The organism is Streptococcus sp. 5905 (genome assembly GCF_013276505.1).
In the GTDB taxonomy this organism is placed as follows: Bacteria; Bacillota; Bacilli; order Lactobacillales; family Streptococcaceae; genus Streptococcus.
Genome location: NZ_VMLC01000001.1, coordinates 532,709 through 557,583, shown reverse-complemented (window position 1 = coordinate 557,583; position 24,875 = coordinate 532,709). Strand labels below are relative to the sequence as shown.

The window sequence follows — 24,875 nt, the reverse complement described above, 5'->3', positions numbered from 1 at the left end:
TGCTTTTATCCAATCACACTTCCGTTTGGTACAGCCGGTTCAACTGTGAGAAGGGTTAATTTGCCATCATGTTCAGCTGAGAGGATCATTCCTTGACTGACATATTTTTTCATCATCTTACGTGGTTTAAGGTTGGCAACGATTTGGACCTTCTTGCCGACCAATTCTTGTTCATTTGGATAGTATTTTGCAATTCCTGAGAGGATTTGACGGTCTTCACCATCACCAGCATCCAAACGGAATTGAAGCAACTTATCAGAACCTTCCACTTTAGAAACTTCTTTGACTTCTGCGACACGGATTTCAACCTTGTCGAAGTCTTCAAACTTGATTTCTTCCTTGTTTAGTTTGAGTTCGACTTCATCTGGATTCCATTCTTTTTCGACTGCTGGTTTGTTGCCTTCCATTTGTTCCTTGATATAGGCGATTTCTTCTTCCATATCCAGACGTGGGAAGATTGGAGTTCCTTTGGCTACTACTGTTACACCCTCAGGAAAATTCCCCAAGCTCAAGTTCTCAAGACTAGTAACTTCTGCGAGACCAAGCTGAGTCAAGACTGCGCGACTGGTTTCCATCATAAATGGCTCAATCAAGTGTGCTACGACACGAAGGCTAGCTGCCAAGTGACTCATGACACTTGCCAATTGGTCACGAAGTGCTTCATCCTTAGCCAAGACCCATGGAGCTGTCTCATCGATGTATTTGTTGGTACGTGAGATAAGCGTCCAAACTGCTTCTAGAGCACGTGGGTAGTCAACTGCATCCATGTGTGTATGGTAATCAGCAATTGATTCAGTAGCTACTTGAGCAAGAGCATGGTCAAATTCTGTCACACCTTCTACATAGGCAGGGATTTGTCCATCAAAGTACTTGTTAATCATGGAAACCGTACGGTTGAGGAGGTTTCCTAGGTCATTGGCTAATTCATAGTTAATACGGCCTACATAGTCTTCTGGAGTGAAGGTTCCATCTGAACCAACTGGAAGGCTACGCATGAGGTAGTAACGAAGTGGGTCCAGTCCATAACGCTCTACTAGCATTTCAGGGTAAACGACATTTCCTTTAGACTTAGACATCTTACCGTCTTTCATGACAAACCAACCATGGGCAATCAAGCGGTCAGGCAACTTCATATCCAACATCATGAGAAGGATTGGCCAGTAGATGGAGTGGAAACGAAGGATGTCTTTCCCTACCATGTGGAAGACCGTTCCATTCCAGAACTTGTCGTAGTTAACATGATCGTCTTGACCGTAACCAAGAGCAGTCGCATAGTTGAGAAGGGCATCAATCCAAACGTAGACAACGTGTTTTGGATTTGATGGTACTGGCACGCCCCAAGTAAAGGTTGTCCGAGATACGGCCAAGTCTTCCAAACCTGGTTCGATGAAGTTACGTAGCATTTCATTAAGACGACCATCTGGAGTGATGAAGTCAGGGTGAGATTTGAAAAATTCAACCAAGCGTTCTTGGTATTTGCTGAGGCGAAGGAAATAAGATTCTTCAGAAACCCATTCGACCTCGTGGCCTGATGGAGCGATACCACCCGTCACATTTCCAGCTTCATCACGGAAAACTTCCGCAAGCTGGCTTTCTGTAAAGAATTCTTCATCTGAGACTGAATACCAGCCAGAGTATTCACCCAAGTAGATATCATCTTGAGCAAGCAAGCGTTCAAAGACCTGAGCCACTACTTTTTCATGGTAATCATCAGTTGTACGGATGAATTTATCGTATGAGATATCGAGTAATTTCCAGAGTTCTTTGACACCAACCGCCATGCCATCAACATAAGCTTGTGGTGTAATACCAGCTTCTTCCGCTTTCTGTTGGATCTTTTGACCATGCTCGTCAAGACCTGTCAGATAAAAGACATCGTAGCCCATAAGGCGTTTGTAACGTGCTAGGACATCACAGGCGATGGTTGTGTAAGCAGAACCGATATGAAGTTTACCAGATGGATAGTAAATCGGTGTTGTAATATAAAAATTCTTTTCAGACATAATTTTTCCTTTCCAGGCAAATGAAACCTGTTTTTCTAACACTTCATTATATCATATTTTTAGCGATTTTCGATAGGAAAATCCATACAAAAACAAGACAGACAAGTGTCCATCTTGTTTATCTTATTCATAGCGAAGGGCTTCAATTGGATCAAGCTTAGACGCTTTATTGGCTGGTAAGACACCAAAGATCATCCCAACACTGGCTGACACAGCCAAGCTAAAGAGAGCAATCGGTAGCGAGACACCAATTTCTATTCCTTCCATCATATTTTTTAACAAAGCGCCTGCTAGCATGGTCAAGCCCGCTGCACTTATTAGGCCGATGACTCCACCTAGCAAGGTCAAAATCATGGACTCAATCAAAAACTGTACCAAGATATTAGCCCGTGTAGCTCCCAATGCTTTACGAAGACCAATCTCACGAGTACGCTCCGTTACAGAAACCAGCATAATATTCATAACTCCAGTCCCTCCCACAAAGAGAGAGATTCCTGCGATAGCACTAATAATAGCGGTCATAAAACCAAAGATTTGCTGAACCTCTGCAAAAGCGGCGGTTTCGTCTACAACCTGATATTCTCCCTGCTGTACTCCTGCAATTTCCGTCATCTTGCGTGCGAGTTCTGGCCCCAAAGTCGGAGTTAGACTCGTATCATTCACACGAAAGACAATATTAGAAATTTCCTCTACATTAAAATTAGCTGCTACAGAAGCATTGGTTGTAATCGGTAAGCCACCTACACCAAACATCTTAGCACTTTTAACAGCAGGACTAGAGTAAACACCAATCACACGATAGCTATATCCATTGGCTGAAATGATTTGATTGAGTGCTGCCTGAGGCGAGTCAAAAAGACTTTTAGCGAGTTCTTCATCTAGCAAAATCACACTTGCAAAATCTCGGTAGTCTTGTTCTCTCAGATCCCTACCTGCAATAATTTTATTTTCTACAGCAGACATATAAGTAATATTTCCACCTGTCAGACTTGCTCTCTCTACCTTTTTATCCTTATAGGTCAAAGTAACATTTGTACTATTAGTCACATAATAGCCATCTACACCTTTTAGTTTGGCAGCTTCCCTAACCCACGATTCCTGTGTTTTAGGTGGTTCTACGTGAACATCTTCTTTACCAGATAGTGTCAGTGCAGATTGCTTTTGTGTAAAAGAACCGTCCTTACTTTTAATTGGTGAGAAAAACACCTGAATATTTTTCTGAGATTTTGTCATATTTTTATTGACCTGACGAGACATAGAGTCCCCCAAAGCCATAATGACAACTACTGAAGAGACTCCGATGATAATGCCAATCATGGTCAAAAAGGAGCGCATCTTGTGTGCCATAATAGATGAAAAGGCAAATTTCAGATTTTGCATCTTAGTTCTCCTTTCCTTCCAAACGAGCGCTATCAGATGAAATAACTCCATCACGGATTACAATCTGGCGTTTTGCATAGGCTGCAATTTCGGGCTCGTGCGTTACCATAATAATAGTCTTGCCTTCTTCATTTAACTCAACCAAGAGTTCCATGATTTGACTTCCTGTTTTCGTATCCAAGGCACCTGTCGGTTCATCAGCTAGGATGATTGAGGGATCGTTAACAAGAGCACGCGCAATGGCCACCCGTTGTTTTTGACCGCCAGACAACTCTGAAGGAAGGTGATGAATACGATCAGTCAACTCTACTTTACTCAGATATTCCTCTGCCAACTTGCGACGTTGGGCAGCTGGAACTCCTGCATAAATCAAGGGTAACTCAACATTTTGAACGGCATCCATCTTTGACAAAAGAAAGAACTGTTGAAAGACAAAGCCAATTTGTTGGTTACGTACCTGTGCCAACTGCTTTTCACCTAGACGGGCCACTTCTTGACCTTCTAGATAGTATTCGCCGCTAGTTGGAGTGTCCAGCATTCCGATGGTATTCATCAGAGTAGATTTACCCGAACCAGATGGTCCCATAATGGCAACAAATTCCCCTTCGCCAATCTCCAAATTAATATTTTTCAAGACCTGCAGTTCCTGTTCACCATTTCGATAGCTCCGGCAGATGTTTTTTAGACTAATTAGTTGTTTCATCAGCCTTCACCTCTTTTCCTTCTTCCAAGGAAGTCGTTGGATTACTGATGACTTTGGTTCCGTCTGTCAAACCAGATGTGATCTCTTGGTTTTCTGCGTCAGCATTTCCTAGGCTAACTTCGATTTTCTTAGCCTTATTCTCTTCGTCAACCACCCAAACATAGTTTTTCCCGTCTTCAGTAATGACACTGGTTAAGGGTACGAGGATTGATTTCTTGTCACTTTTAACCTCAACACTAACGGTGAAACCTGGTCTCAAATCACCAATCTCACTCGTCACTTCAATCGTATAAGGATATTTAGAACCAGTATTCCCCCCAGTTATAGCATTCGTTCCTTCTCCACTATTTTTAGGGTAAGCTGAAATAAAGCTGATCTTCCCTGTCCAAGTTTTATCTTGGTAAACTTTAGAAGAGAAGGCCACTTCTTGGCCAACAGAAAGGTTGGCAAGATTGTACTCGGAAAGTTCTCCCTTGACTTGTAGATTGTCGTTACTTACTACATGAACCATCACTTGATTTGCAGCAGTTGTGGACTTCGATACATTGCGATTAACTTCTACAACTGTACCTTCTAGCGTACTCAGAACCTTTGTTGCGTCCAATTGGGCCTGCGCCTTTTTAAGTTGCGCCTCTGCATCAGCACGACTATCACGAGCATCACTAATTTGAGAATCAATGGAAGAGACAGAAGAACCCTGCGTTCCATCATCATATTCTTCCGAATCAGCTAGAGTGTTGTTTCGTGATTCCTTCAAGTCATTGATACGACGATCAGCCTTGGCTATGGCACGGTTAGCTGCATCATAAGCAGACTGCGCTTCTGTGCTGTTGTATTTTACGAGCGCTTGTCCTTTGTCAACCTTATCTCCAACAGAAACCAAGATTTCATCCACCTCACCCTTACTTGCATCCAAATAAACATATTGTTCATTTTTTGCGGTGACGGTACCAGATAAGAGAACAGAGGAGGCAACTGTTCCTTCCTTTGCGACTACAAGATGCGATGTGTCATCCTTACCGGTAGCCTGAGAGGGCTGTCTAAATAGCAAAATACCCACTGCACTGGTTATAATAATACTTGCAGCACCAATAGCTGTGTATAGTTGCCATTTTTTAGTTTTCTTATTCCCCTTCATCACAAAACTCCTATTTTATTTTCAATACAAAGACTATTATAGCAAATTTACCTACTCTAAACAATGATTGTTCAGAGAGAAAAGAGAACAATTCAGGAAACATGCCTTGTTTCCATTTGATTTATGCAGAATTGTACTAGTAACATCATACACCTTATTTCTATATTTAGCAAGTGATTTCTGCTATTTCTTTAGAGCGTAGCAGATTTTTGCATTCAAATAGTAAAAACGATAGAATATGACTATCAAAACTATAAGGAGTTTTCTATGAGAGAATATGATATCATCGCTATCGGTGGAGGGAGTGGCGGTATCGCCACTATGAACCGAGCTGGTGAACACGGCGCTAAAGCAGCTGTTATCGAAGAGAAAAAATTAGGTGGAACTTGTGTCAACGTTGGCTGTGTTCCTAAGAAAATCATGTGGTATGGAGCGCAAATCGCTGAAAGCTTCCACCACTACGGCCCTGACTATGGTTTTACAAGTTCAGATGTTCAATTTGATTTTGCAAAACTTAGCCAAAACCGTGAAGCCTACATCGACCGTGCTCGCTCATCTTATGATGGAAGTTTCAAGCGCAATGGGGTTGATTTGATTGAAGGTCGTGCTCATTTTGTTGATGCTAACACCGTCAGCGTCAATGGTGAATTGATTCGTGCCAAGCATATCGTGATTGCGACTGGCGCTCGTCCAAGCATCCCAACTATTCCTGGAGCTGAACTCGGTGGTAGTTCAGACGATGTCTTTGCTTGGGAACAACTTCCTGAATCCGTTGCTATTCTAGGTGCTGGCTATATCGCCGTTGAATTAGCAGGCGTTCTCCACGCTCTCGGAGTAAAAACGGATTTGTTTGTGCGTCGCGATCGTCCCTTGCGTGGTTTTGACAGCTACATCGTGGAAGGTCTCGTCAACGAAATGGAAAAAACAGGCCTGCCTTTGCACACGCATAAGGTACCCGTCAAGCTCAAAGAAACTGAGCAAGGCATAACGATTCATTTTGAAGACGGTTCTAGTCACACTGCCAGCCAAGTTATCTGGGCTACTGGTCGCCGTCCAAATGTAGATGGTCTTGAGCTAGAAAAAGCTGGCGTCACACTCAACCAACGTGGATTTATCCAAGTGGATGAGTATCAAAATACAGTTGTAGATGGTATCTACGCCCTTGGAGACGTTACTGGTGAGAAGGAACTGACCCCAGTAGCCATCAAGGCAGGACGTACCTTATCTGAACGCCTCTTTAATGGAAAAACAAATGCCAAGATGGACTACACGACTATCCCTACTGTTGTCTTCTCACACCCAGCAATCGGAACAGTCGGTTTGACTGAAGATCAAGCTATCAAAGAATACGGCCAAGATAACATCAAAGTCTACAAGTCAAGCTTTGCATCCATGTACTCTGCCGTTACAAGCCATCGTCAAGAGTCTCGCTTCAAACTCATCACCACAGGTGATGACGAAAAAGTTGTTGGCCTACACGGACTTGGTTACGGAGTGGATGAGATGATTCAAGGATTCGCTGTTGCTATCAAGATGGGAGCAACAAAGGCGGACTTTGATGCTACAGTAGCTATCCACCCAACCGCTTCAGAAGAATTTGTGACCATGCGCTAATTATCGCAAGAGACCTCTTGAGGTCTCTTTTTACTTGCAAAATCGGCTGTTACAAAAAATGTTACCCTTAATTCAAAAACAGGTTGACTTTTCTCTCTGAATTAGTATAATAGTTACTATAATTTTAAAAAGAGGTTAACAGTTTTGAAAAAAGCTCATATCTATGCTATCCCTGCTATCGGTGCTGCTCTCATCGCCGTATTGGCACAAATCAGTCTCCCTATCGGTCCTGTACCTTTCACTCTGCAAAACTTTGCGATCGGTCTGATTGCTACTGTTTTTAGACCTAGAGAAGCTGTCCTTTCTGTAGCTCTCTACCTCCTGCTGGGTGCCATTGGTTTACCTGTCTTTGCAGGGGGAGGAGCTGGGTTTCACGTTTTAGTCGGTCCAAGTTCAGGCTATCTTTGGTTCGACCTTGTCTATGCAGGACTTACCTCTTATCTCATCCATCAGAACAGTGGCTATATCCGCATTTTCCTAGCCAACCTCTTGGGTGATTCCCTCGTCTTTGTCGGAGGTATTCTCAGCCTCCACTTCCTTGCTGGTATGTCATTTGATAAGGCACTCGCTGTTGGTGTCCTTCCTTTTATCCTTCCTGATCTTGGTAAGATCATAGCGATCAGTTTCATTAGTCGTCCACTATTACAACGACTTAGGGGACAAGCATACTTCTCAATTTAACCCAAAAAGGATACTGAGTCAAAAACTCAATATCCTTTTATTGATTTCCTTTAAAAGCATCCACCATTACCTGAAATTCTTCATTTGTAAGGGTGATTCCTTTTCCCATCTTGGTATGATCAGGGCTCCAAGTTCGAATATCAAACTTAGCTGGAGCGCCATTAAAGCTGACTCGGTTTAGTTCTTTTGTCCATCCTTTTTCATTTTCAGACAAGGTCAGTAAGTGTTCTTCGATTTCAAATGTAAATTCTGCCATTTTAACTCCTTTATGTGATATGCTTTCTCTAGTCTATTCGTAAAATCTTGTAGATTTTAGGAAAATTTTATATAATATGGTTATATAAGAGGGGAGAAGCCTATGAGATATACATTCAAGCATGTCTTAGATAAGATACAAGACTTTCTCAGTGGACAGGATGAACGAGATTATTCTGAAAACGACTCCCTCATTGCCACAATTGAACAAGCCATCCAGAAAAAAACTGCTGTTCATGTCATACTAGCTGAAACAAGCTTCACTGGTGATATCGTCAAATATGATACCAGTCGTCAACAGATTATTGTCAAAAATTTTACAAAAAATGTGACACGTATCATCCGAATCACTGATATCAAAAGACTTCGTTTCGTCCCTTCAACTGTACAAACAGCTCAGAAAAATAGATTTAAGAAAGAGTGAGATGCTTTTCATCCCACTCTTTTTCTTAACGAATTTGTTCAAAATGCAGGTGAACTGCGATATGGTCTCCGTAACCGCTTCTCTCCAAATCACGTTGCAAGCGATAAGAAATGTAGTGTTCTGCGATGGTGATATATCCTGCCCCCAACAAACGATTTTCAACCATTGATTGGATCATACTAATGGTCGCACGTTCCACTTTTGCTTCTTCCAAGTCCAAGACTACTTTTTTAGTGACTTGAGCTAGGTTTTGACGCAAATCATCTGTCAAAACATAAACAGTCTGAGCCGCTTTTAAAACAGCTTGGTAGATTTTATCTGGATCAAAGTCTGCAACTTCTCCATTACGTTTGATTACTTGCATAGGGTTCTCCTTTATTCTTTGTTTTCTTTGATTTCAGCTAGCATTTTTTCTTCTTCTGCTGTTAGTTGATAGTTTTCTAGCAAATCTGGTCTGCGCTGGTAGGTTTTCTTTAAACTCTCATAAAGTCGCCACTGACGAATCTTCTCATGGTGCCCACTCATAAGCACATCTGGAACCACCATGCCTCGATAGTCATAAGGACGTGTGTATTGGGGATATTCGAGCAATCCCGAAGAAAAACTATCGTCCTGGTGACTAGACTCCTTGCCAATCACTTCCGGAATCAAGCGAACAGTCGCATCAATCATAGTCATAGCCGCCAATTCACCACCAGTCAAGACATAATCTCCCAGGGAAATTTCATCGGTTACCAAGGTCTTGATGCGCTCATCATAACCCTCGTAGTGTCCGCAGATAAAGATTAGCTCATCTTCCTGGGCCAAATCCTCAGCATAAGCTTGATCGAACTGTTTCCCAGCAGGATCAAGCAGGATGACACGGGGATTTTTCTTTTCAATAGCATCAAAGGCATCGAAAATGGGTTGGGCTCGGAGCAACATCCCCTGACCGCCTCCGTAGGGCTCATCATCTACATGGCGGGCTTTTTCAGCGTATTCTCTGAAATTATGATACTGGATTTCCAAGAGCCCTTTTTCTCGAGCCTTTCCAACAATCGAGTGTTCCAATGGAGAAAACATCTCAGGAAAGAGGGTTAAAATATCAATCTTCATCATCTAGCCCTTCTAAGATGTCCACATCAACCCGTTTGTTTGGAATATCAACATTGAGAACTACTGGGGGTATGTAAGGTAGAAGCAGATCACGCTTACCTTTTCGCTTGACCACCCAGACATCGTTGGCACCTGGTTGCAGGATTTCCTTGATAGTTCCTATCAAGTTGTCTCCCTCGTAAACTTCCAAACCGATAATCTCGTGATAGTAGAATTCCCCATCGTCTAGGTCATTCAAATCTTCCTCAGCGACCTTGAGACTATAACCCTTGTACTTTTCAATCGCATTGATATGGTACATTTCTTTGAATTTGATAATGTCAAAATTCTTATGCTTACGGTGGCTAGCAATGGTCACTGTTTGGACAAACTGATCTTTTTCATCAAACAAAGCCAGCTCTGCCCCTTTTTTAAACCGTTCCTCGGCAAAATCCGTCACAGACAAGACACGCATCTCACCCTGCAGCCCCTGCGTATTGACGATTTTCCCAACATTAAAGTAGTTCATCTTGTCTCCTGTATCTATTTCTATCCTTTATTTTATCACGTTCCAAGGATTTTCACAAGTTGGATAAATCTCATCTTACGGAGCTACTACTTCTTCAAAAAATTCACCAACTATCTGATTAAACTCTTTAGGGTGATCATTCATCGGTTGGTGTTTGCTGTCTGAAATCGTTACTTGACGCGCATTGGGATTTAAAGCAATGATCCCATCATAGATTATTTTTAGGTGTTTGGGGAAATCATTTTCTCCTCTTACTAATAGCATGGGAGGATTTCCTTTATATCCTTCTATCTCATGGACTGCCAAGAAACCTGTGATTCCAAGGTTCAAGAAAACATCTCGCCCAGTTTCTATAATGGCCGTCTTGACCAATTCTCTTGTGATAGGGTTATCAGTACACATTTTTGAATTTTTATCAGCAATCACCTTCCAAGGAATCGTTTTGTACATAAGAGAACTATATTTGATTCGACCTCTTTCTTTCTCTGATAAGTATCGATGCTGTCCCCAACTATCTACCATGACCAAGGCTAGGACTCTTTCTGGATGGCGATAGGTATACTCTTGAAGTGGATTTCCTCCCCAAGAGTGACCAACCAATATCACCTTATCCAGCTTAAAATAGGACAAAATGGCATCTACATCTTGAATAGCGCCTTCTAAGTCGGGTAGCCCAACTTTCATAGGTGATTCACCCTGCCCTCTAACATTTACAAAGTAAAGGTCAAATCCATCAAAAGCATCATACTGGTGGGCCCACATCTGACTACGTCCACAAGCTCCATGATAAAAAATAATATGCCCTTTACTTGCGTTTCCAGGACGATGATAAACAACCAAATCACAATCTAAGACTGCTATAAGGTGGCGTTTCAACATCTTGGGTTTTCTGTTATAAAAAGCAATAGCTTCAGCTATATCATTTGGCTTCATTTTTACATTCGCTCCTCTTTATCCTAATATCATTCTTTTTATCTATTTTATCACTCTATATTAAAATCATCGTTTTCTAAACTTAGTTTCATTAAAAATTTTGAATTTTCTGTACAATATAGATAAAGAAAAAGACTGCTAAGCAATCTTTACTTTTTTCTCATCAGATTCATGCCTAAGATTCCAGCAATAATCAAAGTTGCTCCAATCACATGGTAACTATAAATTGGTTCGTGGAGGATAAGAGCTCCAGCTAGAATGGTCAAAACTGTTCCAAGATTGCCAAAGACACTGACGGTTGATGCCCCGAGGCGAACGATAGCATAGATAGAAAGACTACCAGTCACGATAGAGGCTAGTATTCCCAAATAGAGGATGGAAAGCAGATAGGACACCTGTCCAAGTGGTGCAAAGTAAGCTAATATGTTCCCCTCTAGATAGTGCGTGGTCAGACTCAGCATATTAAAGGTGACGAAGCCAACAAATATCACAACAGCTGTCATATCCACGGCCCGATAGCGACCTCCTTTAGCCTTGCTGAGGATATTGTTTATCGCATTGGCGAGAACAGATCCCAACATCAAGAGAAAGCCCAAGCTAGCAGTTTCCGTGCTAAAGTTTGCTCCTTTGCTAAGGAAGATGAAAACTACTCCTGCTACAGATAAAATTAAAAAGAACTTTTGCAACAAACTTGTCTTTTCCTTGAGAAAGACCGATGCCAAAAGGAGAGTAAAAATCGGGACAAGTGCTTGTAAAATTCCCGCTTCAGAAGACGATATATACTGTAAAGCAAAGGATTGGAAAATAAAGAAGAGAAGTGGATAGAAAAGACTCATAGGCAGAATAGAAAGAATATCTTTTCTACTTAAACTCACATTGATAAGTTTTGTTTGATGAAGGATGACCAATACCAAAGCAGCGATTGTATAGCGATGTGCCAAGTTTGTAAGAGGACTGGCATAGCCCAAAGCAATCTTAGTAAATAAAAAAGAAAAACCAATGATGGCTGAAAAGGATAAAGCTGCTAGGTATGCTTTTGTTTTCTCGTTCATAGATTGTTACTCCCTTTAAATTAGCCAGTCTCAAGATTGATTGACTAGAATTTTTGAGACTGTCTTTCCATTTTAGCATAGTAAAATCCTAGATGCTATTTCTAGGATTGGTATTTTATTCCTCCTATCACTCTTTCAAGGTGATAAATTCTTTTTCCTTGTCTAAAAAAGACTCAGCAAGACTGGTCTGCTTTTCTCGTTCTTGTCTCACAAGTTCTAGCTTGTCTACCTCTTAAAGATTCCTTACTTTGATAGCATAAACTGCCTATTTCATTGCTTTCTCTATAAAAGCAAGCGTATGCTAGGAAAATCTTTCATATCAGTGAAAAGAGATTACTCCTAGTTTTCTTGGAGGTTTTCCAAAAATCCTTCCAAATCTCGTTCATGCTGATACTTAATGGCAGCCTTCTTATCTTTGTCAAAGATGGTTTTGGTTAGGTCAATATCGTTGATGACCGCAATTGCAACAGTGTAGTGAATAATATCAGCTAGTTCTTTGGCAAGTTCCTCGTTTGAGTCCTGAACACCCTCTTTTCGACCAGAGCGCCCATTCAAGACCTCAGCTACTTCTCCGACTTCCTCCACTAGCTTGATAAAGAGGCCTTCCTCAGTTCGAGATTGCTGGTAATGTTCGAGTAAGTAAGCTTGTAATTGTCTAAACGTTAGATCCTTCATCTTCTCCTCCTCACAAAAAAGCGAGACATCTGTCCCGCTTTCTTTATTTTTCATCGATAACGATTCTTACTTTTTTGTCTTCAGTTGGGACAGAGTAGACAATCGTTCTTATCGCTGAGATAGTGCGACCCTTACGACCGATAACACGACCGACATCGCTTTGGTCAAGATCCAAGTGATACTCCAAAAACTCTGGTGTGTCTTCAATCTTGATAGTTAAGGCATCAGGTTGTGAAATCAAAGGTTTCACAATCGCAATAATGAGATTTTCAATCGTATCCATCTGTCAACCTACTTTAAACTTATTTTGAGAATTTAGAATCGTGGAATTTTTTCAATACGCCTTCTTTTGAAAGGATGTTGCGAACTGTATCTGAAGGTTGAGCTCCATCAGCCAACCATGCAAGAATGCGATCTTCCTTCAAAGTTACTTGGTTTTCAGCAACAAGGGGGTTGTAAGTTCCAACTGTTTCGATGAAACGTCCGTCACGTGGTGAACGTGAGTCTGCTACGTTAATACGGTAGAAAGGTTTTTTCTTAGAACCCATACGAGTCAAACGGATTTTAACTGCCATTTTTAAAGTCTCTTTTCTTATTTTTTTATTTCGGTGAAATAGCTAAGCTATTTAGCACATGTTCTATTATAGCAGATTTCTGGCAGGTGTCAAGAAAAAAACTTGACAGAGTTGTAAATTTTTTTAAACATTTGAAATCCCCCTCCTTTTAAGGTACAATGATAGAAATGAATTTTTGAGAGGAAAACAATGAAAAAACTAGCAACTCTTCTTTTAGTATCAACTATAGCTCTTGCTGGATGTACTAGTATCCAACGTGGTCTCCGTGGTGATGACTATGTCGACTCTAGTATCTCTGCTGAAGAAAGTTCTAAAGCAGCTGCTCAGGCCGCCAAAGATTTGAATGACGCTTTGACCAATGAAAATGCTAACTTCCCTCAACTTTCTAAAGAAGTTGCTGAAGATGAAGCCGAGGTTATTTTACACACAAATCAAGGTGATATCCGCATCAAACTCTTTCCAAAACTAGCACCTCTTGCGGTTGAAAACTTCCTTACTCACGCTAAGGAAGGCTATTATAACGGCATCACCTTCCACCGTGTCATCGATGGATTTATGGTCCAAACTGGAGATCCTAAAGGAGATGGTACAGGTGGCCAATCTATCTGGCATGATAAGGATAAAACAAAGGACAAGGGAACTGGTTTTAAAAATGAAATCTCTCCTTACCTATACAATATCCGCGGAGCTCTTGCTATGGCTAACACTGGTCAACCAAATACCAACGGTAGTCAGTTTTTCATCAACCAAAACTCGACAGATATTTCAGCTAAACTCCCTACAAGCAAGTATCCAAAGAAAATCATTGAAGCCTATAAAGAAGGTGGAAATCCAAGTCTAGACGGCAAACATCCTGTCTTTGGTCAAGTCATCGATGGCATGAATGTTGTCGACAAGATTGCCAAGGCTGAAAAAGATGAGAAAGACAAACCAACAACTGCTATCACCATTGATAGTATCGAAGTAGTGAAAGACTACGATTTCAGCAAAAAATAAGCCATCAACAGATAAGGAGACAACGACATGATTCTATTTTGGGGTTCTAAAGGATATCAAAAAGATTTGGGACATACGCAAACTGCGATCGAATGTGGTCATTGTAACAATGTCGACACTTGGGAGATCGTAGAAACTGGGCGCAAGTTCACCCTTTACTGGATTCCACTTTTTCCTTATGGTAAAAGTTACTTCGTTTCTTGTCCGATTTGCCACTACGGTAAAGAAATTGAGAAATCTGAAGTTGAAAACTATTTAAATTACTAGTCAAAAAAGCCAAGTCATTTCGATTTGGCTTTTTTACTGCTTTTAAGTTAGCTTGTTAAAGTCCCAGATTTGGTCCATCCAGCCTTCATAGAAGTCTGGTTCGTGACAAACCATGAGGATTGAACCCTTATACTCTTTCAGAGCACGTTTGAGTTCATCCTTGGCATCCACATCTAGGTGGTTGGTCGGCTCGTCAAGTACCAAAACGTTATTTTCACGGTTCATCAAGAGACAGAAACGCACCTTAGCTTGTTCCCCACCTGATAAGACTTGAATTTGACTTTCGATGTGCTTGGTCGTCAAACCACAACGAGCAAGGGCTGCACGGACTTCTGCTTGATTAAGGGCAGGAAAGGCATTCCAGACAGCCTCTAGTGGTGTTTGACGATTGCCACCTTCTACTTCTTGCTCAAAATAACCAAGTTCTAGGTAGTCACCGCGTTCGACTTCCCCAGCGATTGGCGAAATAATGCCCAAGAGAGACTTCAAGAGAGTTGTTTTCCCAATACCATTGGCCCCAATAATGGCAACCTTTTGATTGCGTTCAAAAGTAAGATTTAAGGGTTTGGTCAGAGGACGATCATAGCCAATCTCCAAGTCCTTGGCTTGGAAGATAAAGCGCCCTGGCGTACGAGCTGGTTTGAAATCAAAGGAAGGCTTTGGTTTCTCACTTTGGAGTTCGATAATATCCATCTTGTCGAGTTTCTTTTGACGGGACATGGCCATATTACGCGTTGCGACACGCGCTTTGTTTCGAGCGACAAAGTCCTTGAGGTCAGCTATCTCTTTCTGCTGACGTTCGTAAGCAGCCTCTAGCTGAGATTTCTTCATGGCATAGACTTCTTGGAACTGGTAGTAGTCACCAGAATAACGCGTCAGCTGTTGATTTTCCACATGATAGACGATATTGATAACGTCGTTGAGGAATGGGATATCATGTGAAATAAGGACAAAGGCATTCTCATAGTTTTGGAGATAACGCTTGAGCCAGTCAATGTGTTCAGCATCCAAGTAGTTGGTTGGCTCGTCAAGCAACAAAATATCTGGTTTTTCAAGGAGGAGTTTAGCCAAAAGCACCTTGGTTCTTTGTCCACCTGACAAAGACGTTACATCCGTATCCATGCCATAGTCCATGACACCGAGAGCACGCGCCACTTCATCAATCTTAGCATCCAAGGTATAGAAATTACGACTCTCCAGACGGTCTTGGAGTTCGCCAACTTCTTCCATTAGCGCATCGATATCTGCTCCGTCTTCCGCCATCTCCATATAGAGGTCATTGATACGAGCTTCTGCTTTAAATAGCTCATCAAAGGCTGTCCGCAAGACATCACGCACAGTTTGGCCTTCCTTTAGCACAGCATGCTGATCCAGATAGCCAGCAGTCACATATTTGGACCACTCAACCTTTCCTTCATCTGGCAACATCTTACCAGTCACGATGCTCATAAAGGTTGATTTCCCTTCACCATTGGCACCGACTAAGCCGATGTGTTCACCCTTGAGGAGACGGAAGGACACATCTTCAAAAATTGCACGATCACCAAAACCGTGACTCAAATTTTTAACTTCTAAAATACTCATTCTAATTCCTTATCTTGTTTTTATGCAGTCCTTTATAGAGGACCCAAGCCAGATAGCCTCCCAGGGTATTGGTCCACAAATCATCAATCTCAAAGACCCGATTAAAGTCGAATAAAAAATCTAAAACTAGTTGCGTACACTCAATTCCTAGACTCAGTAGAAAACTGAGAAGGATGATTTTTTTTGTTTGCCGTAAATTTGGACAGAGATAAATCAGTTGAAAGACTAGTGGGAAAAGCAAGAAGACATTTAAAATGTTCTGCAAAAAGATCCAAAGGACTTGTCCCAAACTGGTCACTTCACCCAGATTCCAAAGGGAGTTTAAGGGAGTTAAAAGAAAAACCAGGCGTCCAAAAGTTTGAATACCTGGAGTTTCCACTCCTGTAGGAAGTTGAGGCTGGGGAGTGAAGCAAAAATAGACAATGCATAGGCTGTAAACAGCCACTCCCAATCTTAAGATTAATTCTCTTTTTTTAGTCATTTTATGGATTTACCGCTGCGACTGCCTTCTGGCGGTCACGTTTCATTGTATTGGAGCGCAATTGTCCACAAGCTGCATCAATATCTGTACCATGTTCTTGCCGAACGACACAGTTAATCCCTTTTTTCTTGAGGGTATCATAGAAGGCCATCACGCGCTCTTTAGGACTACGGCTATATTGGTCATGTTCACTAACTGGGTTATAGGGAATCAAGTTTACATAAGATAATTTCTTGATGTTCTTGAGCAATTCAGCCAACTCCAAGGCTTGTTCAACACCGTCGTTGACTTCATTGAGCATGATGTATTCAAAGGTCACACGGCGATTGGTTGTTTCGATATAGTACTCAATAGCTGCGAAAAGCTTTTCAATCGGAAAGGCACGGTTAATCTTCATGATGCTTGAGCGCAATTCATTATTGGGTGCGTGAAGAGAAACGGCAAGATTGACCTGAACTCCTTCATTAGCAAAGTCACGAATTTTATGGGCCAAACCTGAGGTAGAAACAGTTATGTGACGAGCACCAATTGCCATCCCCTTGTCATCATTGATGGTACGGACAAAATTCAAAACATTGTTGTAGTTATCAAATGGCTCACCAATTCCCATGACAACGATATGGCTGACACGTTCATCCTGACCACGTTCATCAAAGTATTTCTGAACTAGCATAATCTGCGCTACGATTTCCCCGTTATTGAGGTCACGTTGCTTCTTGATCAAGCCTGATGCACAGAAGGTACAACCGATATTACAGCCAACCTGAGTGGTCACACAGACTGACAAACCATAGTGTTGACGCATGAGTACTGTCTCAATCAACATGCCATCTGGCAACTCGAAAAGATACTTAACAGTACCGTCAGCTGACTCTTGTACAATCCGTTGTTTCAAAGGATTGACCACAAACTGGTCATTGAGCTTAGCAATCAAATCCTTGGAAAGGTTGGTCATTTCTTCAAATGACTGCACACGTTTACGGTAAAGCCATTCCCAGATTTGATCTGTTCGGAATTTCTTTTCTCCTTGTTCTAATACCCATTCTTGCATGGTTTGACGTGTTAAACTATAAATAGACGGTTTCATCTCTTCTCCTTATTCTCTATCTATTTCTGACGAATGACAAAATGGCGCTGACCCTTGTCCTCTTTCTGAGACTTTTGGTCCTTATGACGACGTCTATTTCGCTTATCCGCATTTGGTTTTCTCTTGTTTTGCGAAGGTTTCTTGCCTCTTCTAGGAAGGTTTTCCTCATCCTTTTTACGCATTTTTTTATCAAATGAAGCCCGTTTCGGTGCTTGATTTTCTAGAACGAAATAGGCACAACCATAACTACAGTACTCTAAAAGATAGTCCTGTAAGCGACTAATCTTTTCATTTTTTTCCTCTGTTCGATCGTCTTTGTAAAAACCGCGTAGACGGAGCTGTTCATTGCTCCAATCCCCCACGACATAATCAAACTTGGTCAACACTTCTGAGAAGCGCTGATTAAAGACGGTCACATCGAAGGCATCCTTGATATTTTCAACCAAGGTAAAAGCAATCCCTTCAGTCTCAACCTTTTCCCCATTTACTTGAAATTCTGGGCCAGGAAACTTGTTATAGTTGTATAATTCAGGTGCAATTTCTTTACGCATAGTCTTCCTTTCCCACGATTACTTAACACTCTATTTTACCATAATTTCTAGCAGTTAGCACGTTTCTCATAAAAATGAAAAAAGTCTGACGATTTTGTCAGACTTCTGCCATATAAAACAAAAAAGAGAAGAATGACTCTTCCCTTCCTATTTTTTTATTTTGCTGCTGCGTAAAGCTCATCTACTTTGTTCCAGTTAATCACTGAGAAGAAAGCTTTGATGTAGTCAGGACGTACATTGCGGTATTTCACGTAGTAAGCATGTTCCCAAACGTCCAAGCCCAAGATTGGTTTTTTACCTTCTGAGATTGGTGTGTCTTGGTTTGCTGTTGAAGTTACTTCAAGTTTCCCTTCTTTGTTGACAACCAACCATGCCCATCCAGAACCGAAGCGAGTTGTAGCTGCTGCTGTAAAGGCTGCTTGGAACTCTTCAAATGAACCAAATGTTGCGTCGATTGCTGCTGCAAGTTCTGCTGATGGAGCTGTTTTCTCAGGAGTCATCAATTCCCAGAAAAGAGCGTGGTTCAAGTGTCCACCACCGTTGTTGATAAGCGCTTGGCGGATATCAGCTGGGATAGAATCTACATCAGCAAGCAAAGCTTCAAGGTCTTCACCGATTTCAGGGTGTTTTTCAAGAGCTGCATTGGCATTGTTAACGTAGGTTTGATGGTGCTTGTCATGGTGCAAGTGCATTGTTTCTGCATCGATGTAAGGTTCCAAAGCGTCATATGCGTATGGAAGGTCTGGTAAGATAATAGCCATCTGTAATACCTCTTTTTCTTTCTATATGAAAATGATAACGCAAACATTCACTTTTTTCAAGTTTTTTGCTCAATTCGCCTCTGTCGCAATCTGCAAGAGTACCTTTTCAAACAGGTACCCTTTTTCATAGACACCTGTCTTAATCTGGTAGTCTGTTTCAATCAAATAAGAAATCGCTCGCTTGAGAAAACTCAAAGAAATCCCTCTCGAATCTCTGAGTGCGAACTTGATTTGATAAGGATTAGGATTGCGCCCCAAGTAAGTCCCCAGACTGCTTGCAATCTGCGATTCCGTCTGACCAGCTTCTGATAAAATCTTCACTTGGGTAAAGGTTCGAAACTGTCCTAACATGACAGCTATGAGCTTGATCTCATCCTCCCCTTGCAATGTCAAATCTCTAACCAAGTCACGCGCCTGGTCGATCTTTTTACCCAAGATAAGCTGAGTCAAATCAAAAATATTGTCCTGCAGGGTCTTTGGAATAGCCTCGACAATGTCCTTCTCCTCAATCACACCATCTGACTTATAAGACTGTAAAAAAAGGAGATTTTTCTGGATTTCACTAAATTGAAAACCAGACTTGATTAGTAGATTTTCAAAAGACTTTTCTGCAAACTGCAGACCTTGTGTCTGACTCCATTTTTGGAAATACTGGCGCAGTTCTTGTTCCTTGGGTTCAATAGCATCAAAGAGTTTGGCATCGCGCTTAAGCAATTTGACCAGCCGTCTTTTGCTATCCAACTTTCCTTCAGAAAAAATCAATAATTTTGTTGTTGGCGAAGGGTTATCAAGGTATTCTTCAAACGACTTGAGCTCATCATCTGTTAAAAAGCGTTTCTTGGCTGTTGTGATATCGACAAAATGGTCTAATATCACGATTTTTTCATCCGCAAAGAAAGGGAGACTGACCAACTCCAACTCTAAGTCTTTATAGGCTACTTCTTTCATATCAAAGTAAGTAAAGTTGAGATCAGCTGGATCATAACCAATCTGTTTCAACACTTGACTCTTCATAACTTCAAACTGACCCTGGTCTGTCCCTGTAAATAGGCTCAGGCTAGATAAATTTGATAAAGTCAACTTCTGACTGTCTTCTATGGCTAGCATCTTCTCTCCTTTCTTCTGATTTTTTAGTAACTTTAACCAATATAGCGCAATTTCCCACGGAAATCCTCTAATCTCTCATACCCTTTTTCCACCATGATTTCTTTTAGTTCATTGGTAATGCGTTCAAAAGCACCGACACCTTCTTTGTGGAGCGTTGTTCCAACTTGCACCATACTCGCACCGCAAAGGATGTGTTCAAAGGCATCACGACCCGTCAGAACGCCACCCGTTCCAATGATTTGGATTTGCGGATTGAGACGTTGGTAGAAGGCATGTACATTGGCAAGAGCTATCGGTTTGATATACTCTCCACCAATCCCACCGAAGCCATTTTTAGGGCGAATAACGACAGACTCATCTTCGATATAAAGGCCATTCCCGATAGAATTAACACAATTGACAAACTTGAGCGGATATTTGTTGAAAATAGCTGCCGCTTGGTCAAAGTGAACAATATCAAAATAAGGTGGCAATTTGATTCCAAGAGGTTTGGTAAAGTAGGTAAATACTTCTGCCAAGATACGGTCTGTTGTCTCAAAATCATAGGCAATCTGAGGTTTTCCTGGAACGTTTGGACAAGAGAGATTAAGCTCTGTCAGTCCTTTGAATTCACTCTCTTGAACTTTTTTCAAGATAGCATGTGTTTCTTCTGGAGACATGCCAACTAAAGATAGGAAGAAAGTTCGGTTTGGCTCTTTTTCCTGTAAGTCCAAAAGATAGTCCAGATAGTAGTCTAAGCCATTATTTGGTAAGCCCATGGAGTTGATAGAACCAAGTGGAACATCCTGATAACGTGGTTCAGGATTTCCCTGCCGAAAGTCCAAGGTCGCAGTCTTCGTAACAAAAGTACCTGCCGCTGAGTTTTTGACTCCTTCAAGCTCTTCTATCGTCATACAAGCCACACCCGCTGCATTCATCAAGCAATTATCAAACTCAAAGCCATCTATTTGTGTTTTTGTTGATACCATGATTCTAATCCTCCAGATTCCTTTTATTTCTAATATTATACCATACTTTAAGATTTTCTCTTTGAGAAACTTATCTCAACAGAAAACGTTCGTTTTTTACTATCAGAAAAATAGTTTACTGTAAATTGAAAGAATTTTTAGAAAATTTCTGTTTTTTTTCTTTACACTCAAAAAAAATTCTGCTATAATGGCTCATGTAATAAAATATAACAACAAAAGGAGAACGATATGACATCTGCTAAAGACTATATCCAAAGCGTGTTTGCAACTGTGAAAGCTCGTAACGGGCATGAGGCTGAATTTCTCCAGGCGGTTGAAGAATTCTTCAGCACTTTGGAACCTGTATTTGAAAAACATCCTGAGTATATCGAAGAAAACATCTTGGCACGTATCACTGAGCCTGAGCGCGTAATTTCTTTCCGTGTTCCTTGGGTTGACCGTGATGGAAAAGTCCAAGTGAACCGTGGTTACCGTGTTCAATTCAACTCAGCTGTTGGACCATATAAAGGCGGACTTCGTTTCCACCCAACTGTAAACCAAGGAATCTTGAAATTCCTCGGCTTCGAACAAATCTTTAAAAACGTTTTGACTGGACTTCCAATCGGTGGAGGTAAAGGTGGATCAGACTTCGATCCTAAAGGAAAGACTGACGCTGAAGTGATGCGCTTCTGCCAAAGCTTTATGACAGAATTGCAAAAATACATCGGACCATCTCTTGACGTACCTGCTGGTGATATCGGTGTTGGTGGACGTGAAATTGGTTACCTTTACGGACAATACAAACGTCTTAACCAATTTGATGCGGGTGTCTTGACTGGTAAACCTCTTGGGTTCGGTGGTAGCTTGATTCGTCCAGAAGCAACTGGTTACGGTTTGGTTTACTATACTGAAGAAATGCTCAAAGCTAATGATAACAGCTTTGCTGGTAAGAAAGTGGTTATTTCAGGTTCTGGTAATGTAGCTCAATACGCTCTTCAAAAAGCGACTGAACTTGGCGCTACTGTCATCTCTGTATCTGACTCAAACGGTTATGTCATCGACGAAAATGGTATTGACTTCGATCTTTTGGTTGATGTTAAAGAAAAACGCCGTGCTCGTTTGACTGAGTACGCAGCTGAGAAAGCAACTGCTACTTACCATGAAGGTTCTGTATGGACTTACGCTGGTAACTACGATATCGCTCTTCCATGTGCGACTCAAAACGAAATCAACGGCGAAGCAGCTAAACGTTTGGTGGCTCAAGGAGTTATCTGCGTATCAGAAGGTGCTAATATGCCTAGTGACCTTGATGCGATTAAAGTCTACAAAGAAAACGGAATCCTTTACGGACCTGCCAAAGCTGCCAACGCTGGTGGTGTAGCCGTTTCAGCCCTTGAAATGAGCCAAAACAGTCTTCGTCTCTCATGGACTCGTGAAGAAATTAATGGACGTCTCAAAGACATCATGACAAACATCTTCAACACAGCTAAAACAACTGCTGAAACATACGGACTTGGTACTGACTACCTTGCAGGAGCAAATATCGCTGCCTTCGAAAACGTAGCCAACGCTATGATTGCACAAGGTATTGTTTAATTAGTCGATACATCCTATCGGAGAACAAATGATGAACTTACGGCCAATGGAAGTAAGAGACAATCCAGCTGTAGCGCAACTCATTCGAGCTAGCCTAGAAGAATTCGGGCTTGACAAACCAGGAACTGTCTACTTTGATTCTCATCTAGATCATTTGGCCGACTATTATCAACAGCAAGAGAGGTCAGCTTACTTTGTTCTGGAAGATGAAGGACAGCTGGTTGGCTGTGGTGGCTTTGCACCAGTGTCCGATAAGATTGCTGAATTACAAAAACTGTATGTCACTAAAAATAGCCGTGGCAAAGGTTATTCCAGCAGATTGATAAAGCGGATATTCCATGAAGCCTGCCTAGCAGGTTATGAACAGCTTTATCTAGAAACCTCTACTGAACTGGCTACGGCTGTGGCCATCTATCAACACTACGGTTTCACATCACTGCAACAACCACTTTCTAACGCCGCTGGCCACCCAGCTATGAATATCTGGATGATAAAATCCCTTTTATCAGATGAATAGATGGCAGTATACTCTGGTCGACTCGAAGACATCATGACCAAGAACCACAACACAGCTAAAACAACTTTTAACAATGTAGCCAAGGCTATGATAGTAAAGGTATTGTTCCAATTTATTTTTCAATCCCCAATCACTCTGATTGGGGATTTTTATATTGGTTTTAAAAAAGCCCACTATTTCTAATAGTAAGCTTAAAAATCAACATTCACTTTACTTCTACTAAGGCAAAAGACAGGCATTCAACTATTTCATTTACTGCTTCATCTATGTCTAGGTCCTCATTATCATTCAACATCATTGGAAGAGCATAAGAAAGACTCAAAGCCAAAATATAGCGAACGATTCTTTCATTTGACCAATCTCGGATAACACCATTTTCTTTAAACTGATTCAGGACTGGACTAATTGGCCTAATGATAGAGTGAACAATAACATTCCCTAACTGGTCAGAAATCGTTCCATCAATAAAAGAACGGTTCAAGAGAATTTTAACTTGCATTTGATTCTCCTGAATGAAAACTAGTCTATCTCGAACAATACTTCTTAAAAATAGTGGAAAAGACTCTTGGTTTTCTGTAAATTTCTTCTCAGAAAAATCAGCAATCACTTCTGGAATAACCTGTTCGAGAAAAGTTGACAGAATAGCTTCTAAGATGCCTTCCTTAGTTTTAAAGTAACTAAAAACTGTCCCTTCTGAAACTCCAGCCTCCTTAGCAATAAGGCTGGCTGTTGTATTTTCAAAGCCAATTTCTGAAAATAACTTTAAACTTGATAACAGTACTTGACGTTGTTTTAAACTCAAATTGCTATTTTCTAATGTCTGGGCATACTTTTGTTCTAAACTTTCCATTACTAGCACCTCCCTACTACCCTCTTACTTTTACAACTTTCTTACCTCGAGTGTGTCCCGACTTCAGGCTACGATATGCCTCTCTAACTGACTTTAGAGAAAAATCATAAACCTGATCAATATTCAGCCAAACCTTCCCTTCTGAGACCATTTCTGCTAGAGTGTTTAAATCATCATATGTGGAATGTCTTGGTCCTGTGAACTGGGCTCCTCTTATCATAACATATGGTGAAGGTACTAGCGTTCCAATATCCGTTCCCTTCAATCCTAAACTGAAAGCCAATTTAACATAATCCCTTCCATAGCAATCCAAAAATTTTGTAATAGGCGTTGTACTAGCTGATAGAAGAGCCTTCTTGATATTCTCTTCGTAACTTACTGGTATGGCACCTAAAGACTTCAGATACTCTGCATTTTTCTTACTTGCTATTCCGATCACTGTCGCCCCCTTAGCAACTGCATACTGTACTGCAATACTTCCAATACCTCCTGCTGCGGCTGAAATAACAACAGTATCTCTTGAATTTAAACCGATTCTTCTAAAAGCCCCACCCACAGTTAGAGAGGCTACACCCATAGTAGCTGCATGGTTCATATCAATCATCTCTGGCTTCAACACAATTTCTGATTCATTGACACAAATTTCTGTTGCCAAAGCTCCCCTCTTGGTTCCCAATCCAGGGTCACTGATCATTGTTCCAAAAACCTTATCACCTACTGCAAACCGACTTACTCCTTCACCAACTTCTGTGATAACTCCAGCAAAATCCCGACCAACACCTCTTGGAAAAAGAGATGATTTTGACTCAAACCAACGACTTGGCTTCCTTAGTTTTGTCATAAAAGATAGAAATCGGAGTGGCTTTGCACCTTCAAAAGTCTTATAATCAATAGGATTTAAACCAACAGCATGAACTTCTACCCTAACTTGATTCTCTTTCAAAACATCAGATTTAATGTTCACTAAATCTAACACTTCTTCATCACCGAAACGACTATATTGTATTGCTTGAACAACCATTGTATGAACTCCTTTACACATCTACAAAATTGAGTGAGCACTCAATCACTTTTCTTGATTATATGCTTATTCCC

Annotated in this window: 30 protein-coding genes; 8 read left to right on the top strand and 22 right to left on the bottom strand. The window is 41.1% G+C overall.

What is annotated here, in order from left to right:
- Positions 1-5: 5 nt before the first annotated feature.
- The 4 genes from metG to HT680_RS02730 all read right to left on the bottom strand — a co-directional run bounded on the left by metG (position 6) and on the right by HT680_RS02730 (position 5,224).
- Entirely contained in the window at positions 6-2,003 is a 1,998-nt protein-coding gene (gene metG / locus HT680_RS02745; protein ID WP_173258045.1) for a methionine--tRNA ligase, read from the bottom strand.
- 123 nt (positions 2,004-2,126) lie between these two features.
- Positions 2,127-3,383: an ABC transporter permease gene (locus HT680_RS02740; RefSeq protein WP_173258044.1), complete on the bottom strand. Its 1,257-nt coding sequence runs from the start codon at positions 3,381-3,383 to the stop codon at positions 2,127-2,129.
- Position 3,384: 1 nt separating this feature from the next.
- Entirely contained in the window at positions 3,385-4,086 is a 702-nt protein-coding gene (locus HT680_RS02735) for an ABC transporter ATP-binding protein (RefSeq protein WP_000811477.1), read from the bottom strand.
- Positions 4,070-5,224 carry an efflux RND transporter periplasmic adaptor subunit gene (locus tag HT680_RS02730; RefSeq protein WP_173258042.1) on the bottom strand — a complete coding sequence of 385 codons (1,155 nt, stop codon included), beginning with the start codon at positions 5,222-5,224 and terminating at the stop codon, positions 4,070-4,072. The genes HT680_RS02735 and HT680_RS02730 overlap by 17 nt, the downstream gene beginning before the upstream one ends.
- A gap of 267 nt (positions 5,225-5,491) precedes the next feature.
- Here HT680_RS02730 and gor point away from each other — a divergent pair, with 267 nt between their 5' ends.
- Positions 5,492-6,838, top strand: coding sequence for a glutathione-disulfide reductase (gene gor / locus HT680_RS02725; protein ID WP_061417022.1), 1,347 nt, complete (start codon positions 5,492-5,494; stop codon positions 6,836-6,838).
- Positions 6,839-6,982: 144 nt separating this feature from the next.
- Positions 6,983-7,519: a biotin transporter BioY gene (locus tag HT680_RS02720; RefSeq protein WP_125415235.1), complete on the top strand. Its 537-nt coding sequence runs from the start codon at positions 6,983-6,985 to the stop codon at positions 7,517-7,519.
- 37 nt (positions 7,520-7,556) lie between these two features.
- Here the strand turns inward: HT680_RS02720 and HT680_RS02715 are convergent, their stop codons facing one another.
- Positions 7,557-7,775, bottom strand: coding sequence for a YdbC family protein (locus HT680_RS02715; protein WP_000807436.1), 219 nt, complete (start codon positions 7,773-7,775; stop codon positions 7,557-7,559).
- A gap of 102 nt (positions 7,776-7,877) precedes the next feature.
- Here HT680_RS02715 and HT680_RS02710 point away from each other — a divergent pair, with 102 nt between their 5' ends.
- On the top strand, positions 7,878-8,198 hold the full coding sequence (locus tag HT680_RS02710) for a hypothetical protein (RefSeq protein ID WP_173258040.1): 321 nt from the start codon (positions 7,878-7,880) through the stop codon (positions 8,196-8,198).
- Between the two features lie 25 nt (positions 8,199-8,223).
- On the opposite strand, the gene HT680_RS02705 is transcribed toward HT680_RS02710, so the two are convergent.
- The 8 genes from HT680_RS02705 to rpsP form a co-directional block, all read right to left on the bottom strand.
- A complete protein-coding gene (locus tag HT680_RS02705; protein ID WP_001196053.1) occupies positions 8,224-8,562 on the bottom strand; it encodes an ATP cone domain-containing protein in 339 nt (112 codons plus the stop codon).
- Between the two features lie 11 nt (positions 8,563-8,573).
- Complete coding sequence (gene trmD, locus HT680_RS02700; protein WP_173258637.1) at positions 8,574-9,293, bottom strand: tRNA (guanosine(37)-N1)-methyltransferase TrmD; 720 nt, start codon at positions 9,291-9,293, stop codon at positions 8,574-8,576.
- The gene (rimM, locus tag HT680_RS02695) at positions 9,283-9,801 is read right to left on the bottom strand and encodes a ribosome maturation factor RimM (RefSeq protein ID WP_173258038.1); all 519 of its coding nucleotides are present in this window, start codon (positions 9,799-9,801) and stop codon (positions 9,283-9,285) included. The genes trmD and rimM overlap by 11 nt, the downstream gene beginning before the upstream one ends.
- A gap of 75 nt (positions 9,802-9,876) precedes the next feature.
- The gene (locus HT680_RS02690; protein WP_173258036.1) at positions 9,877-10,734 is read right to left on the bottom strand and encodes an alpha/beta hydrolase; all 858 of its coding nucleotides are present in this window, start codon (positions 10,732-10,734) and stop codon (positions 9,877-9,879) included.
- Positions 10,735-10,883: 149 nt separating this feature from the next.
- On the bottom strand, positions 10,884-11,786 hold the full coding sequence (locus HT680_RS02685) for a DMT family transporter (RefSeq protein WP_173258034.1): 903 nt from the start codon (positions 11,784-11,786) through the stop codon (positions 10,884-10,886).
- Between the two features lie 339 nt (positions 11,787-12,125).
- Positions 12,126-12,461 carry a MazG nucleotide pyrophosphohydrolase domain-containing protein gene (locus HT680_RS02680; protein ID WP_173258033.1) on the bottom strand — a complete coding sequence of 112 codons (336 nt, stop codon included), beginning with the start codon at positions 12,459-12,461 and terminating at the stop codon, positions 12,126-12,128.
- 43 nt (positions 12,462-12,504) lie between these two features.
- The gene (kphA, locus tag HT680_RS02675) at positions 12,505-12,744 is read right to left on the bottom strand and encodes an RNA-binding protein KphA (protein ID WP_000379617.1); all 240 of its coding nucleotides are present in this window, start codon (positions 12,742-12,744) and stop codon (positions 12,505-12,507) included.
- Positions 12,745-12,763: 19 nt separating this feature from the next.
- The gene (gene rpsP / locus HT680_RS02670; protein ID WP_049520696.1) at positions 12,764-13,036 is read right to left on the bottom strand and encodes a 30S ribosomal protein S16; all 273 of its coding nucleotides are present in this window, start codon (positions 13,034-13,036) and stop codon (positions 12,764-12,766) included.
- A gap of 189 nt (positions 13,037-13,225) precedes the next feature.
- On the opposite strand from rpsP, the gene HT680_RS02665 reads away from it, so the two are divergent.
- Positions 13,226-14,032, top strand: a complete 807-nt coding sequence (locus HT680_RS02665; protein WP_173258031.1) for a peptidylprolyl isomerase — start codon at positions 13,226-13,228, stop codon at positions 14,030-14,032.
- Between the two features lie 27 nt (positions 14,033-14,059).
- Positions 14,060-14,299: a zinc-ribbon domain-containing protein gene (locus HT680_RS02660; protein WP_000600214.1), complete on the top strand. Its 240-nt coding sequence runs from the start codon at positions 14,060-14,062 to the stop codon at positions 14,297-14,299.
- Positions 14,300-14,341: 42 nt separating this feature from the next.
- On the opposite strand, the gene HT680_RS02655 is transcribed toward HT680_RS02660, so the two are convergent.
- The 7 genes from HT680_RS02655 to HT680_RS02625 all read right to left on the bottom strand — a co-directional run bounded on the left by HT680_RS02655 (position 14,342) and on the right by HT680_RS02625 (position 20,838).
- Positions 14,342-15,883 (bottom strand): ABC-F family ATP-binding cassette domain-containing protein, encoded by a 1,542-nt coding sequence (locus HT680_RS02655; protein WP_173258029.1) that lies wholly within the window; start codon positions 15,881-15,883, stop codon positions 14,342-14,344.
- Position 15,884: 1 nt separating this feature from the next.
- Positions 15,885-16,364, bottom strand: coding sequence for a VanZ family protein (locus HT680_RS02650; protein WP_173258027.1), 480 nt, complete (start codon positions 16,362-16,364; stop codon positions 15,885-15,887).
- A 1-nt stretch (position 16,365) separates the two neighbouring features.
- Entirely contained in the window at positions 16,366-17,451 is a 1,086-nt protein-coding gene (gene rlmN / locus HT680_RS02645) for a 23S rRNA (adenine(2503)-C(2))-methyltransferase RlmN (protein ID WP_173258025.1), read from the bottom strand.
- 20 nt (positions 17,452-17,471) lie between these two features.
- Positions 17,472-18,002, bottom strand: a complete 531-nt coding sequence (locus HT680_RS02640) for a YutD family protein (protein ID WP_173258023.1) — start codon at positions 18,000-18,002, stop codon at positions 17,472-17,474.
- Positions 18,003-18,157: 155 nt separating this feature from the next.
- Entirely contained in the window at positions 18,158-18,763 is a 606-nt protein-coding gene (gene sodA / locus HT680_RS02635) for a superoxide dismutase SodA (protein ID WP_000974728.1), read from the bottom strand.
- Between the two features lie 69 nt (positions 18,764-18,832).
- Positions 18,833-19,870 (bottom strand): DNA polymerase III subunit delta, encoded by a 1,038-nt coding sequence (holA, locus tag HT680_RS02630; RefSeq protein WP_173258021.1) that lies wholly within the window; start codon positions 19,868-19,870, stop codon positions 18,833-18,835.
- Positions 19,871-19,902: 32 nt separating this feature from the next.
- Positions 19,903-20,838, bottom strand: coding sequence for a dihydroorotate oxidase (locus HT680_RS02625; RefSeq protein ID WP_173258019.1), 936 nt, complete (start codon positions 20,836-20,838; stop codon positions 19,903-19,905).
- A gap of 228 nt (positions 20,839-21,066) precedes the next feature.
- Between HT680_RS02625 and gdhA the strand changes: the two genes are divergently transcribed.
- The 3 genes from gdhA to HT680_RS09110 are packed head-to-tail and all read left to right on the top strand — an operon-like array spanning position 21,067 to position 23,113.
- Positions 21,067-22,413 carry an NADP-specific glutamate dehydrogenase gene (gene gdhA / locus HT680_RS02620; RefSeq protein ID WP_173258017.1) on the top strand — a complete coding sequence of 449 codons (1,347 nt, stop codon included), beginning with the start codon at positions 21,067-21,069 and terminating at the stop codon, positions 22,411-22,413.
- Positions 22,414-22,444: 31 nt separating this feature from the next.
- On the top strand, positions 22,445-22,930 hold the full coding sequence (locus HT680_RS02615) for a GNAT family N-acetyltransferase (protein WP_173258635.1): 486 nt from the start codon (positions 22,445-22,447) through the stop codon (positions 22,928-22,930).
- Entirely contained in the window at positions 22,931-23,113 is a 183-nt protein-coding gene (locus HT680_RS09110) for a hypothetical protein (RefSeq protein ID WP_240146446.1), read from the top strand. It abuts the gene before it with no gap.
- Between the two features lie 22 nt (positions 23,114-23,135).
- Here the strand turns inward: HT680_RS09110 and HT680_RS02605 are convergent, their stop codons facing one another.
- Entirely contained in the window at positions 23,136-23,780 is a 645-nt protein-coding gene (locus tag HT680_RS02605; RefSeq protein WP_173258014.1) for a TetR/AcrR family transcriptional regulator, read from the bottom strand.
- A 16-nt stretch (positions 23,781-23,796) separates the two neighbouring features.
- The gene (locus tag HT680_RS02600) at positions 23,797-24,801 is read right to left on the bottom strand and encodes an NADP-dependent oxidoreductase (protein WP_173258012.1); all 1,005 of its coding nucleotides are present in this window, start codon (positions 24,799-24,801) and stop codon (positions 23,797-23,799) included.
- Between the last annotated feature and the right edge of the window lie 74 nt (positions 24,802-24,875).